We start from the raw sequence: 13,472 nt of genomic DNA, 5'->3' as shown, positions 1-13,472 counted from the left end.
GAAGTAAGATAAAAAATGACAACGCTAACAATAGAAAAATTAAGAAAACAAATAGATAAAGCAGATAAAGTAAGTATGGAAGCTGCAAAAGCGAGATGGATGTCAGTTGCAAAACCATTGTTCAGTCTTGGTAAACTGGAAGATGTAGTGGTACGCATGGCTGGAATGAAAAAGACAGCAGAGTATCAGTTGGATAAAAAGGGATTGATCATTATGTGTGCTGATAACGGGGTGGTTGCAGAGGGTGTAACCCAGATCGGGCAGGAAGTGACAGCAATTGTAGCGGATAATTTTATGCATCATGCGGCAAGTACAAATATTATGGCCGATATAGCGGGCGTTGATTTAATACCGGTTGATATCGGAATGATCACAGATGTAAGTTCTATAACTGTTCAGGAAAAAAAGGTCAGCTATGGGACCAAAAACTTTGCAGTAGAACCTGCTATGAACAGAGAAGAAGTATGGAAAGCAATTCAGATTGGTATTGATACAGTCAGAGAATGTAAGCAAAAAGGCTATGATATTCTGGCAACTGGCGAAATGGGAATAGGAAATACAACTACAAGCAGTGCTGTTACGGCAATATTATTGCAAAAATCAGTGGAAGAAGTAACGGGAAAAGGAGCCGGTCTTTCATCTGAGGGATTGCAACGAAAGATTACTACGATTGAAACGGCAATTAATAAATATAAACCTGATCCACAAAACATAATAGAGGTATTAGCTTGTGTAGGTGGCCTTGATATCGCCGGATTGACAGGGGTATGTCTTGGAGGTGCAATGTACCATGTACCAATTGTTTTAGATGGCTTTATCTCTACAACAGCTGCTTTATGTGCAGTGAAAATGATTCCAGAAACCAGAGACTATATAATTGCGTCACATGTTTCAAATGAACCTGCCGGGCGAATGCTTCTTGAGGAGTTAAAACTATCTGCGTTTTTAGATTGTAATATGTGTTTGGGAGAAGGAAGCGGTGCAGTAGCAGCAATGCCTTTATTAGATATGGGTTTGCAGGTATATCGACAAATGGGAACATTTGCAGATATTAAAGTAGAACAATATGAGGTTTTGGAATAGTTATGAAAAATTTGTTTGAATCAATAATCATTGCATTTTCCATGTATTCTAAAATTCCGATGCCGAAGGTGGAATGGAATGATAAAAATATGAAATATACAATGTGCTTTTTCCCGGTGATTGGAATTGTGATTGGTGTATGTGTGCAGATAATCGGTACATTACTTATAAAAAGTACGTTTGGCAGTTTGTTTTTTTCTGTAATCATGACTTTACTGTCAATAATGATAACCGGAGGAATACATCTTGATGGCTTTTTGGATACAATGGATGCACTCAGTTCCTGGGGTGATAAAGAAAAGAAACTACAAATATTGAAAGACTCGAATTCAGGTGCATTTGCAATTATTGGGATGGGATGTTATCTATTGTGCAATATTGCATTGTGGAGCGAAGTAAGTGTTGAAATGCTGCCATTGATTTCTTGGAGTTATGTTCTATCTAGAGCATTGAGCGGTTATTCTGTTGTAACATTTCAAACTGCAAAAAATAGCGGTTTAGCCAAAACCTTTCAAGATGCTGCACAAAAAAATCGTGTTAAAATGATAATGTATTGCTGGATAGTGATAAGTACTGGTTGTATGCTAGTATACAATCCCCGAAATGCTATAACTCTGTTCGTGGCAGGAACGCTTTTCTTTCAATATTATAAAATCTTATGTAAGAAACAATTTGGAGGCATTACGGGAGATCTGGCAGGGTATTTTTTACAAGTCTTTGAATTGCTCATGTTGGGAGTAATTGTATTAGGAACAAGATTGTACGCTTTAGTATGACAGGAGAAAAAATGGAAATTTATTTGATTCGTCATTTGAAAACAAAAGGAAATGTAGAGCATAGATATATCGGAACAACCGATGAGTCTTTGATAAAAAAAGAAACACAGCTTGTTATAATTGAGCAAATGCAAAATAAATTAAAAAAATGTCAGTTACCGGATATGCTTATTTCAAGTCCATTAAAAAGATGTGTAGAAACCGCAAAAATATATTTTTCGGATATTGCATTACAATTACAGCCTAAGCTTAAAGAAAGTGATTTTGGGTTATTTGAAAACAAAAATCATGAAGAATTACAAGCATTTCCGGAATATCAGGCATGGCTGGAATCAAATGGGACTTTACCTTTTCCAAAAGGAGAAAGTCGTGAAAGCTTTTTAAAGCGATGCAGAGACGGATTTGAAGAATCCATATTTCAGGCGATAGAACAACATAAAAAATGTGTCTGTTTTGTTATTCATGGAGGTTCTATTATGGCTGTTCTTTCGCAATTTTCGGAACAAGCTTCTGAGTTTTACGATTGGTTATTAAAAAATGGAGAAGGTTATCAGATGTATTTGGATGAAAAAGAATGGAAAGAGGGGCAAAAGAAAGTGTTGAGGGGGATTAAAAAGCTATGATTTCATTGGTAGCTTGTATTGGAGGGTTTTGTTTAGATTTTCTGTTTGGAGACCCGGTATGGTTGTACCATCCGGTTCGTATTATGGGTAATGTTATTTCATTACTAGAAAAAGCTGTCCGTAAAATAAGCCGAAATTCAAAATCCGGATTATTGATAGGTGGGGCAGTGTTATGGGGAATAGTTGTAATTTTATTTACGGGAATCCCATATGGAGTGTTAGAAATTTTGAAAAGCAAAAATGAAATTGCGGCATTTTTGCTGGAGATGTTCTGGTGTTATCAATTGCTTGCAGCTAAATCGTTGAAAACAGAAAGCATGAAAGTATATATGAAATTGAAAGATAGTGATTTAGAGGGAGCAAGAAAAGCGGTATCAATGATTGTTGGACGAGATACAGCAAATTTAGATTGTGAAGGAATAACAAAAGCAACTGTTGAAACAATAGCAGAAAACACATCGGATGGCGTGATCGCTCCCCTCTTTTATATGTTAATAGGTGGTGCTCCTCTTGGAATGTTATATAAAGCAATTAATACAATGGATTCTATGTTGGGCTATAAAGATGAAAAATATTTATATATAGGGAGAATAGCAGCAAAAATGGATGATCTTGTAAATTATATTCCGGCTAGAATTTCGGCAATTGTGATGGTTTTGGCATCATTTTTATGTGGACTAGATTGGAAAAACGCTTGGAAAATCTTTTTAAGAGATCGTTACAATCACAGTAGTCCAAATTCGGCGCAAACAGAAGCAGTATGTGCGGGAGCATTGGATATACAATTGGCCGGTGATGCGTGGTATTTTGGAAAGTTATATAAGAAACCGTATATTGGAGAACCGATTCGTTCAATACGTATTGAGGATATTTGTCAAACAAATCGTTTGATGTATGTTACAGCAATTGTTACAATGATAATATTCGGAACATTTAAACTATTATTTTATATAATATAGAGTATAATTGCATACAAGGTGATTGTATACAATTATACAAATGAAAAAGGCGAGCTAAGAGGGAATAAAAATGCAATATGTACATGGAGGAGACATTTATAACTATAAAGAATATGATAAAATATTGGATTTTTCAACGAATATTAATCCATTTGGTGCTAGTGAAAATGTAATCGCAGCTGCACAAAGTGCTTTAAAAGAGATTCATCATTATCCGGACAACAAGTGCCGTGCATTGGTTAGAAAGATAGCAGATTATTTGGAATTGCCAGAGCCATATATACTGTGTGGAAATGGGGCTGCAGATTTGATCTTTTCCTATGTCCTCGCAGAAAAACCAAAAAAGGCATTAGTTACAGCACCAACATTTTCAGAATATGAGCAGGCACTACGAACAGTTGAGTGTGATGTGCGGCATGCATACTTGTATACAAAAGATGATTTTGAAGTAAACGAGAACATTCTTTTGAATTTGACTTCAGATTTAGATGTTGTATTTTTATGCTCTCCCAATAATCCGACCGGAAAAAAAATCCCTAAAAATTTACTAATGCAGATATTAGAAAAATGCGTAAAATACCAGATTCGTTTGATATTAGATGAATGTTTTTATGAATTCTTAGAAAATCCCAAAGAATCAACTATGCAAACAGAGGTAAAAAATTGTTCTCAATTAGTTATTTTACGTGCATTTACTAAAATGCATGCAATACCCGGATTAAGACTGGGATACATATTGTGCAGTGATAATTCTTTACTGGAAAGAATGCAGAGGGTACGTCAACCTTGGAGTGTATCGACAGTAGCTCAAGCGGCAGGACTTGCAGCAATTGAGGATGAAGAACGTGTTGAAAAAACCAGACAATATATTACAAAAGAACGTAAAAGAATGGAATTAGAGTTAGAATCCATCGGAATATCCTATATCAAATCGGATGCAAATTACATTTTAATATATTATGAAGAAAAAGTGTCTTTGTACGAAAAATTACTTAAAAAAAATATTTTGATCCGTGACTGTCAGAATTATATCGGATTAAAAAAAGGGTATTATCGAATAGCAATAAAAAGAGAAGAAGAAAATAATCGATTACTAACAGCTTTAAGAGAAGAGGTAAGAAAATGGCAAAATCTATTATGATACAAGGAACAATGTCGAATGCAGGAAAAAGTATTCTTGCGGGAGGATTATGCAGAGTGTTTGCACAGGATGGATATAAAGTGGCTCCGTTTAAATCACAAAATATGGCGTTGAACTCGTATATTACAGAAGAAGGTCTTGAAATGGGAAGGGCACAGGTGATGCAGGCTGAAGCGGCAGGGATTAAGCCCTCTGTTTTGATGAATCCGATTTTATTGAAACCTTCCAGTGATACAGGCTCGCAAGTTATCATAAATGGAGAAGTGATGGGGAATATGTCTGCTATGGAATATTATCGCCATAAAAAAGAATATGTTCCTGCAATTATGCAGGCCTATGAGCAACTTAATAAAGAATATGATATTATCGTCATTGAGGGGGCAGGAAGTCCGGCAGAAATAAACCTAAAACAAGAAGATATTGTAAATATGGGAATGGCAAAACTTGCGGATGCACCGGTAATATTAGTTGGAGACATTGACCGTGGAGGCGTTTTTGCACAGATTGTTGGAACTATAGAACTTTTGGAAAAAGAAGAGCAAGACCGAATTGTAGGGACTGTTATCAATAAATTCCGCGGAGATAAAAAAATATTAGATCCAGGATTAAAAATGTTAGAAGACAGAACAAATAAACCGGTACTCGGGGTAATTCCGTATTTTCATCTAGACATTGATGAAGAAGACAGTCTGTCGGAAAGAATCCAGAATAAAAAAGAGGTGTCGTTAATTGACATTGCAGTAATCCGTTTTCCAAGGTTATCAAATTTCACAGATATGATGGCGTTAGAATGTATGGATATGGTTTCTGTCCGTTATGTAACTAGTGCTGAAGAATTTGGAAATCCTGATGCAGTAATTCTCCCTGGAAGTAAAAATACAATGGAAGATATTTTGTGGATGCGGCAAAATGGTCTTGAGATGAAAATCCAGAAACATGCAAAGCATAACAAACTGGTATTTGGTATTTGTGGAGGCTACCAGATGCTTGGAGCAGAGATAGAAGATCCAAATGGGGTTGAGAGAGCAGGAAAAATCCGAGGACTTGAATTGCTTCCAATAAAAACAGTATTTCAAAAAGAAAAGAAAAGAACTCGTGTGAAAGGAACATTTCAAGAAGTTCCCGGAATGCTTTCGGAATTAAAAGGAATTGAAATTGAAGGATATGAAATTCATATGGGAAAAACGAGTTATTTGAATGATACACAAGGTATTTTGAAATTAAATGATATCGTGCAGAATACTTTAACAATCGATGGGGCTGCAAAAGGAACTGTATATGGAAGCTATGTACATGGGATTTTTGACAAACCAGAAGTTGCAAGGCAACTTATAATTGCATTATTGAAACAAAAAGGATTAAATATCAATGAAGTAGAGGCTGTGGATATGTCTGCATATAAAGAAGAACAGTATGATAAGCTTGCAGCCATTATTCGTGAAAATCTGGATATGAGTGCAATATATAAGATTTTAAATATTATGAAAATAGTGAAATCGTGCTAATAGATAGAATTATCAAATAAATCAGGAGCAAAATGTTATGTTATACCTTATAACAGGAGGAAGTGGAAGCGGAAAATCGGAATATGCAGAAAACAAACTCTGTGAATTAAGTAAAAAAACAAACAGTTCGAAAGTTTATCTTGCTACAATGATTCCATATGGAAGGGAAACCGAAGAAAAAATAAACAGACATAGACAAATGAGAGCAAAGAAAAATTTTCAGACGAAAGAATGTTTTACAAATTTGTCAGAATTTGTTGAGAATATGAAATTTCAAAAAAACTCGGATAAAAAAGAAATTGTACTATTAGAATGTATGTCAAATCTTGTTGCAAATGAGTTGTTTGATGAAACGGGTATAAATACAATTTTAAAAAAACAGTATCCCGCATTATCCAATAACGAAGTAGTCGAAAAACTCACGGATTACATTTTAAATGGCGTGGAAAAGTTAAACGATATTTACGAAAATATTGTTATTGTAACAAATGAAGTCTTTTCGGAATCAACAGTTTATTCAAATGAAATGCTGATGTATAAGCAGGTTTTAGGAAAAGTAAATTGCGAACTGGCTAAAGCAGCAGTAGAAGTAGAAGAAGTAATATATGGACAGGCAGTTTTATATAAAAATGAAAAGGTGAAGTGTATGAACAAAAAAGCAGGATTGCATTTAATTATTGGTGGTGCATATCAAGGAAAACTAGAATATGCAAGAAAACTTTATCCTCAAATACAATGGGCAGACGGAGAAATAGATTCTTTTGAAAAAATTCAAAACGCAATTGGAATTTATCACTTTGAAATTTATATAAAACGAATTTTAAAGAATGAGAAATTAGATATCAAAGAAATAATAGAACAAATTTTTGCGAAAGATATACAAAAAGTAATAATTTGTGACGAAGTTGGATATGGGCTTGTGCCGGTGGATTCGTTTGAACGTTATTATAGAGAACAGGTTGGAAGAATCTGTACCACTCTTGCAAAACAGGCAGACAAAGTAACGCGAGTAGTTTGTGGTATTGGCGAAAAGCTGAAATGATCAGAAAGAAAACAGGTGAAAAAATGGCTATAGAACTAGAACAGGTACTACCAAAAGATATTGAAAGAAGAAGTTTTGAGATTATCACAGAAGAACTTGGAGATACACAATTGATTCCTGGAACAGAACCAATCGTGAAACGATGCATTCACACAAGTGCGGATTTTGATTATGCGAAAAATTTAGTTTTTTCAAAGGATGCTGTTCAAAAAGCGTTAGATGCAATCCGACAGGGCGCATCCATAGTAACAGATACACAGATGGGAAAATCGGGGATCAATAAAAAACGACTTGCAAAATATGGTGGAGAAGTATTTTGCTTTATGTCGGATGAAGACGTTGCAATACAGGCAAAAACGAACGGTACTACGAGAGCTGTTGCAAGTATGGAAAAGGCAGCAAAGCTTAATAAAAAGTTGATATATGCGATTGGGAATGCACCTACAGCACTGATACATTTGTATGAACAGGTCGAAAAAGGAATCGTTGATCCCGAACTGATTATTGGTGTTCCGGTTGGTTTTGTAAATGTAGTTCAATCGAAAGAGTTAATCTTAAAATTAGAAGATACGCCTTATATTATTGCCAGAGGAAGAAAAGGTGGAAGTAATATTGCAGCATGTATTTGTAATGCACTTATTTATATGTTAGATGAGGATTTGTGAGATAAAGCAAAAAACAGATAAGATTAGTTGAAAAATTCTACTTGTTAGAATATGGTATAAGTGATATGATGAACAACAGCGAAAGCAATCATAAATTGAAAGGAAACAAGAAACGTGACCTACGAAGAAGCAAGGGTATATTTGGACGAAGTGTCGAAATACGGAAGTGTACTTGGCTTGGATACGATTCGAGAGCTGTTGTATGAACTGGGAAATCCACAGAATGATTTGAGGTTCATACATATTGCGGGAACCAATGGAAAAGGGTCTGTGCTTGCATATATTTCTACAATATTAAGTGAGACCGGATTTCGTGTTGGCAGATATGTTTCACCAACAGTAATTGGATATCTGGAAAAAATCCAGATAAATGGAAATTGGATCTCGGAAAAAGTATTTACAGAATTAGTTGAAGAAGTTCAGAGAGCTATTGTGCGTATGGAGACAAACGGAAAGGCTAGTCCGACCGTATTTGAAGTTGAGACCGCAATAGCTTTTTTATATTTTCAGAGAGAGCATTGTGATTATGTAGTATTGGAAACTGGTCTGGGCGGCATTTTAGATGCAACAAATATTATTTCCAATACAAAAGTGGCTGTGTTTACCAATATAAGCAGAGATCATATGGGATTTTTGGGAAATACATTAGAAGAAATCACAGAAAATAAAGCGGGAATCATAAAGCCTGGATGTGTTGTTGTTTCAGCAGCACAAGAAGAAGCAGTAAGAAAAGTATTAAAAAAAGCAGCAGATAAAAATCATGTACCGATACAATTCGCAGAGCCTGATAAAGTACAAGTTTTAGATGAATCTTATCATGGACAGACATTTTCTTATAAACAATTTGAAAATATTCATATTCCGCTGGCGGGATTGTATCAGATTCAAAATGCTGCAACTGCATGTGAGGTTCTACTGGCATTACAAAGAATTGAGCAGACAGAAAATAAATGTGAGAAAACATCGAAAAAAAGTGTATATTCGATGGAAGCTATTAGAAATGGCTTTCTGAAAACGAAGTGGAAGGGTAGATTTACTTGCATACATGAAAATCCGGTGTTTATTGTTGATGGGGCACATAATGAAGATGCTGCAAAGCAATTGAAAAAAACATTAGAAAGATATTTTCCTCAAAAACAGTTTATCTTTATAATGGGAGTTTTCAAAGATAAAGAATATGAAAAAATTGTACAAATTATGTTGCCGTTAGCAAAAAGGGTATATACAATTAATCTTCCGAATAAGGATAGAACATTGGATGCAGACTTATTAAAACAGGTAATTGAAAAAAATTGGGAGGCAACTGCCACAAAAGAAGAATCTTTAAAAAAATCAGACGAATCATATGAAGTTTGCAGTATGCCGTCATTGAAAGATACAATTGATACTGTCATGTGTCAGACAAAAGAAGATGATATTATTGTTGCATTTGGATCATTATCGTATCTTGGAGATGTAATGAGACTTGTTGGAAAAGAAGAAAAGATTGAAAAATGAGGATGAGTAAATGATAGATCACGAAAAGGTAAAAGAAGGAGTTCGTCTATTACTGGAAGGAATCGGAGAAGACGTGACTCGTGAAGGATTAGTGGAAACACCAGATCGTATTGCAAGAATGTACGAAGAAATATATGGTGGTATGGAAGAAGATGCTTCAGAACATTTAAAAAAACGTTTTCATGTAGATAATGATGCAATGGTATTAGAAAAAGATATTACATTTTATTCTACTTGTGAGCACCATTTACTTCCATTTTATGGAAAAGCACACATCGCATATATTCCAAACGGTGAAGTTGTAGGGTTGAGCAAGCTAGCCCGAACAGTGGAAGTTTTTGCAAGAAGACTTCAGTTGCAAGAACAATTGACAGGGCAAATCGCGGATGCACTGGAAAAGGAATTGAATCCAAAAGGTGTTATGGTGATGATTGAGGCTGAGCATATGTGTATGACAATGCGTGGAATTAAAAAACCGGGAAGTCAGACGGTAACAATTGTTAAAAGAGGAATTTTTGAAAATAACCAAGAATTAGAAGATACATTTTTTAGAATGTTACGGTAGGCTTTGAAAATGAAAAAATTAATAGAAATAGAATACATTCGAAAGCATTCATTATACCAAGAGTGTTACATACGTCTGCAAAAAGCGGAAGAAGGAAGAAAATTTTGCCGACACACAATGGAACATTTTATTGATGTTGCTCGCATTGCGTGGATATTGAATTTAGAGCAAGATTTTAGAATTCGTAAACCGGTTATTTATGGAATGGCTTTATTGCATGATATTGGGAAATACAGACAGTATGAAGAAGGATATCCACACGAAAAAGCATCCGTAGAAATTGCGAAAATCATATTCCGTGATCTTCCAGAATTAAGTTTTACAGAAGAAGAGAAACAAGGAATTCTCACAGCAATCCAAAATCACAGAGTTCAACAAAACGTGTGTATAGACCAGGCAAAAAATACAAATCTATCCGATATATTAAGTTGGCTGTTATATACTGCGGATAAAAAATCAAGAGCATGTTATAGCTGTCTTGCAGAAAAAGAATGTAATTGGACAATAGAAAAAAAGAATATGGAGATTGAAATATGATTATAGGTCAAAAAATATTTGATACAGAGCATCATACATATATCATGGGAATTTTAAATGTAACACCAGATTCATTTTCAGATGGTGGAAAATATAATTCGTTAGATTCGGCACTATATCATGCCAAGGAAATGGCAGAAAATGGTGTAGATATTTTTGATATCGGAGGAGAGTCTACAAGACCGGGACATATACAGATATCAGATGAAGAAGAAATCGAACGTGTTGTACCGATAATTGTAAAATTAAAGACTGAATTTGATATTCCGATATCAATAGATACTTATAAAAGCAATGTGGCTGAGGCAGCAATTCAGGCAGGAGCAGATTTAGTTAATGATATCTGGGGACTAAAATACGACGAGAAAATGGCAGGAGTGATTGCTAAAAATCAGACTGCTTGTTGCCTGATGCATAATCGCGATAATACAGAGTATAGCAATTTTATTGAAGATGTTCTGGATGATTTGAAAGAAACCATTCGACTTGCAAAACAGGCAGGGATAGAAGACGATAAGATTATGTTAGATCCGGGTATCGGCTTTGGAAAAACATATGAGATGAATCTGGAGATGATGAAGCATGTAGATTCCATTCAAACATTAGGATATCCTGTTCTTCTTGGGACGTCTCGAAAGTCTATGATTGGTCTGACACTGGATCTTCCGGCAGATCAAAGAGAAGAGGGCACTCTTGCGACAACCGTTATTGGAATGATGAAGGGATGCTCCTTTGTAAGAGTCCATGACGTAAAGGCAAATTATCGTGCAATCAAAATGACAGAAGCAATCATGAGAAAACATGAAGTTAATTAAAAATAAAAGATTAATTATAAAATTAACGGAGATTATTTAAACATAATGGACAAAATAAAAATTGAAAATTTGGAAATATTTGCAAATCATGGAGTGTTTCCAGAGGAAAATAAGTTAGGACAGAAATTTCTTGTATCAGTAGTTCTATATACAGATACACGCGAAGCAGGGAAAACAGACGAACTGACAGCGTCTATTCATTATGGCGAAGTAAGTCAGTTTATTGATAAATATGTAAAAGAGCATACATTTCAATTGTTAGAACGATTGGCAGAAAGTTTAGCAGAACAATTACTTCTTCAAGTGACTCATCTCGAAAGGGTAAAAATTGAAATAAAGAAACCGTGGGCACCGATTGGACTGCCTCTTGAAACAGTGTCTGTAGAGATTGACAGAAGCTGGCACACAGTATATATTGCGTTGGGGTCTAATATTGGAAATAAACGGCAATTTCTTGATGACGCAGTTACTGCATTAGATCTGCTGGAAAACTGCAAGGTGACAAGGGTTTCAGAGTATCTCGTTACAGAACCATATGGGGTCACAGATCAGGATGAATTTTTAAATGGCTGTTTAAAGATGCGTACTTTGCTTACTCCACATGAATTATTAGATGAATTGCATCGAATTGAACAAAATGCCGGTCGCGAGCGGAAAATACATTGGGGTCCTCGTACTTTAGATCTGGATATTTTATTTTATGATGATTGCGTGATACAGGAATCTGATTTTTGCGTTCCACATGTTGATATGCAAAACAGAGATTTTGTCTTAAAACCATTATGTGAGATTGCTCCGTACAAGAGACATCCTGTATATGGATGGACAGTAAGTGAAATGCTATCAAAACTATCTTTAAAATAATAGTTTGATTTAAACTACGGCTAAAAAAGAGAATCATAATTTGCCTGGCAAAAAATGATTCTCTTTTTATGTGCTATTTTATATCGAAAGGCTATAAAATAAGAAATTATAATAAATTTTCGAATGAATCATAAAAAGTAGGATAAGAGACATCGACACATTTGCTGTCAAGAATTCGAGTGGTATCTTCTGCAATTAATGCTGCAATGCTAAATGCCATTGCAATACGATGATCCAGTAAGGTATGAATGGTTGTGCCATGAAGTGTTTTCCCCCCATGAATGATCATTCCATCATCTGTGGCAATAATATCGCATCCCATAGCTTTTAAATTGTCAACAACAGTTTCGATACGATTTGTCTCTTTTACTTTTAACTCGGCTGCATCTTTTATTATAGTTGTACCTTCTGCAGCAGCTGCCATTATGGCAATAATCGGAATTTCATCAATTAGTGTTGGGATAATATCCCCTGAAATAGTAGTACCATGAAGCTTGCTTGTCCGAACCAGGATATCTGCAATTGCTTCACCACCTTCTGTACGCTCATTTAACAAAGTAATATTTGCGCCCATATTTTCACATACTTTTAAAATGCCCGCCCGGGTTGCATTGATTCCTGTGTTTTTTATCAGAATTTCTGAATCTGGTACAAGAAGCCCGGCTGCAATAAAGTAAGCAGCGGAAGAAATATCTCCCGGGACCATAATTTTTTGTCCATAAAGTTCACTGCAAGGCCGAATAAATGCAGTTGCTTTACTTGTGTTTAAATCAAATTGAGAACGAATATCTGCACCAAATTCTTTAAGCATTAATTCTGTATGATTGCGAGAAAGAGAAGGCTCAGTGACAGAAGTTTCTCCGTCAGCATACAATCCAGCTAATAAGATGCTTGATTTTACCTGGGCAGAAGCAACAGGAGAATCATAATGTATTCCGTGAAGTTTTCCGGGAGCAATATAGAGGGGAGCGCAACCATTTCTTAAGATGCTTGAAATATGCCCTCCCATTTTTGTTAAAGGCTCAATAATACGTTTCATAGGTCTGGAATTCAATGAATTATCACCAGAGAGTTTGGATTCAAAAGGTTGTCCAACCAAAATTCCAGAGATAAGACGAGTTGTAGTTCCGCTGTTTCCGACATCCAGAATTTCCGTTGGTGCAGTTAATCCATGAAGTCCCTTTCCATGTACAATGATCTTTTCTTCTTGATTTTCAATTTCGATTCCCATTCTACGAAAACAATTAATCGTTGCAAGACAATCTGCTCCTTGCAAGAAGTTCGAAATTTCTGTAGTCCCACTGGCAATAGAACCAAACATAATGCATCTGTGAGAAATAGATTTATCCCCAGGAATATTTACTTCTCCTCGAAGTCCCGTGATTTTAGCTAACTCCATA

General features: G+C 35.4%; 14 protein-coding genes. 13 read left to right on the top strand and 1 reads right to left on the bottom strand.

Translation table 11 applies throughout. The features are described 5' to 3' along the window. Positions 1-15: 15 nt before the first annotated feature. The 13 genes from cobT (at position 16) to folK (ending at position 12,072) form a co-directional block, all read left to right on the top strand. Positions 16-1,083 (top strand): nicotinate-nucleotide--dimethylbenzimidazole phosphoribosyltransferase, encoded by a 1,068-nt coding sequence (cobT, locus tag H8S40_RS16145; protein ID WP_121055123.1) that lies wholly within the window; start codon positions 16-18, stop codon positions 1,081-1,083. Between the two features lie 2 nt (positions 1,084-1,085). Next, positions 1,086-1,859: an adenosylcobinamide-GDP ribazoletransferase gene (locus tag H8S40_RS07620; RefSeq protein ID WP_186864963.1), complete on the top strand. Its 774-nt coding sequence runs from the start codon at positions 1,086-1,088 to the stop codon at positions 1,857-1,859. An 11-nt stretch (positions 1,860-1,870) separates the two neighbouring features. Beyond that, positions 1,871-2,482 carry a histidine phosphatase family protein gene (locus H8S40_RS07615; protein WP_186864962.1) on the top strand — a complete coding sequence of 204 codons (612 nt, stop codon included), beginning with the start codon at positions 1,871-1,873 and terminating at the stop codon, positions 2,480-2,482. After that, positions 2,479-3,441, top strand: a complete 963-nt coding sequence (gene cbiB, locus H8S40_RS07610; RefSeq protein WP_186864961.1) for an adenosylcobinamide-phosphate synthase CbiB — start codon at positions 2,479-2,481, stop codon at positions 3,439-3,441. The genes H8S40_RS07615 and cbiB overlap by 4 nt, the downstream gene beginning before the upstream one ends. A gap of 70 nt (positions 3,442-3,511) precedes the next feature. Then, positions 3,512-4,582: a threonine-phosphate decarboxylase CobD gene (gene cobD / locus H8S40_RS07605; RefSeq protein WP_186864960.1), complete on the top strand. Its 1,071-nt coding sequence runs from the start codon at positions 3,512-3,514 to the stop codon at positions 4,580-4,582. Continuing rightward, positions 4,564-6,087 (top strand): cobyric acid synthase, encoded by a 1,524-nt coding sequence (locus H8S40_RS07600; protein ID WP_117989209.1) that lies wholly within the window; start codon positions 4,564-4,566, stop codon positions 6,085-6,087. The genes cobD and H8S40_RS07600 overlap by 19 nt, the downstream gene beginning before the upstream one ends. Before the next feature lie 37 nt (positions 6,088-6,124). After that, positions 6,125-7,129 carry a bifunctional adenosylcobinamide kinase/adenosylcobinamide-phosphate guanylyltransferase gene (locus H8S40_RS16140; protein WP_243238204.1) on the top strand — a complete coding sequence of 335 codons (1,005 nt, stop codon included), beginning with the start codon at positions 6,125-6,127 and terminating at the stop codon, positions 7,127-7,129. Between the two features lie 23 nt (positions 7,130-7,152). Continuing rightward, entirely contained in the window at positions 7,153-7,794 is a 642-nt protein-coding gene (locus H8S40_RS07585; RefSeq protein ID WP_186865635.1) for a precorrin-8X methylmutase, read from the top strand. Between the two features lie 114 nt (positions 7,795-7,908). Further along, positions 7,909-9,291: a bifunctional folylpolyglutamate synthase/dihydrofolate synthase gene (locus H8S40_RS07580; protein WP_118723582.1), complete on the top strand. Its 1,383-nt coding sequence runs from the start codon at positions 7,909-7,911 to the stop codon at positions 9,289-9,291. 13 nt (positions 9,292-9,304) lie between these two features. Then, the gene (gene folE, locus H8S40_RS07575; RefSeq protein ID WP_366482677.1) at positions 9,305-9,856 is read left to right on the top strand and encodes a GTP cyclohydrolase I FolE; all 552 of its coding nucleotides are present in this window, start codon (positions 9,305-9,307) and stop codon (positions 9,854-9,856) included. Between the two features lie 9 nt (positions 9,857-9,865). Then, positions 9,866-10,393 (top strand): HD domain-containing protein, encoded by a 528-nt coding sequence (locus H8S40_RS07570; protein ID WP_118723583.1) that lies wholly within the window; start codon positions 9,866-9,868, stop codon positions 10,391-10,393. Beyond that, positions 10,390-11,208: a dihydropteroate synthase gene (gene folP, locus H8S40_RS07565; RefSeq protein WP_186864959.1), complete on the top strand. Its 819-nt coding sequence runs from the start codon at positions 10,390-10,392 to the stop codon at positions 11,206-11,208. Before H8S40_RS07570 ends, folP begins: the two co-directional genes overlap by 4 nt. Positions 11,209-11,253: 45 nt before the next feature. Next, entirely contained in the window at positions 11,254-12,072 is an 819-nt protein-coding gene (folK, locus tag H8S40_RS07560; RefSeq protein WP_118723798.1) for a 2-amino-4-hydroxy-6-hydroxymethyldihydropteridine diphosphokinase, read from the top strand. A gap of 106 nt (positions 12,073-12,178) precedes the next feature. Here folK and aroA read toward each other — a convergent pair whose 3' ends face one another. After that, positions 12,179-13,471, bottom strand: coding sequence for a 3-phosphoshikimate 1-carboxyvinyltransferase (gene aroA / locus H8S40_RS07555; protein WP_118723585.1), 1,293 nt, complete (start codon positions 13,469-13,471; stop codon positions 12,179-12,181). Between the last annotated feature and the right edge of the window lies 1 nt (position 13,472).

Source organism: Ruminococcus hominis (assembly GCF_014287355.1).
Classification (GTDB): domain Bacteria; phylum Bacillota; class Clostridia; order Lachnospirales; family Lachnospiraceae; genus Schaedlerella; species Schaedlerella hominis.
Note: the sequence above shows the minus strand (reverse complement) of the source record. Positions and strands in the feature narration are given on the sequence as shown.

Coding starts and splice junctions, on each gene's coding strand:
- H8S40_RS07600 (WP_117989209.1), top strand. CDS start 4,564: ATGGCAAAATCTATTATGATACAAGGAACAATGTCGAATGCAGGAAAA.
- aroA (WP_118723585.1), bottom strand. CDS start 13,471: ATGGAGTTAGCTAAAATCACGGGACTTCGAGGAGAAGTAAATATTCCT.
- cobD (WP_186864960.1), top strand. CDS start 3,512: ATGCAATATGTACATGGAGGAGACATTTATAACTATAAAGAATATGAT.
- H8S40_RS07570 (WP_118723583.1), top strand. CDS start 9,866: ATGAAAAAATTAATAGAAATAGAATACATTCGAAAGCATTCATTATAC.
- H8S40_RS07585 (WP_186865635.1), top strand. CDS start 7,153: ATGGCTATAGAACTAGAACAGGTACTACCAAAAGATATTGAAAGAAGA.
- cbiB (WP_186864961.1), top strand. CDS start 2,479: ATGATTTCATTGGTAGCTTGTATTGGAGGGTTTTGTTTAGATTTTCTG.
- cobT (WP_121055123.1), top strand. CDS start 16: ATGACAACGCTAACAATAGAAAAATTAAGAAAACAAATAGATAAAGCA.
- folP (WP_186864959.1), top strand. CDS start 10,390: ATGATTATAGGTCAAAAAATATTTGATACAGAGCATCATACATATATC.
- folK (WP_118723798.1), top strand. CDS start 11,254: ATGGACAAAATAAAAATTGAAAATTTGGAAATATTTGCAAATCATGGA.
- H8S40_RS07620 (WP_186864963.1), top strand. CDS start 1,086: ATGAAAAATTTGTTTGAATCAATAATCATTGCATTTTCCATGTATTCT.
- H8S40_RS07615 (WP_186864962.1), top strand. CDS start 1,871: ATGGAAATTTATTTGATTCGTCATTTGAAAACAAAAGGAAATGTAGAG.
- H8S40_RS16140 (WP_243238204.1), top strand. CDS start 6,125: ATGTTATACCTTATAACAGGAGGAAGTGGAAGCGGAAAATCGGAATAT.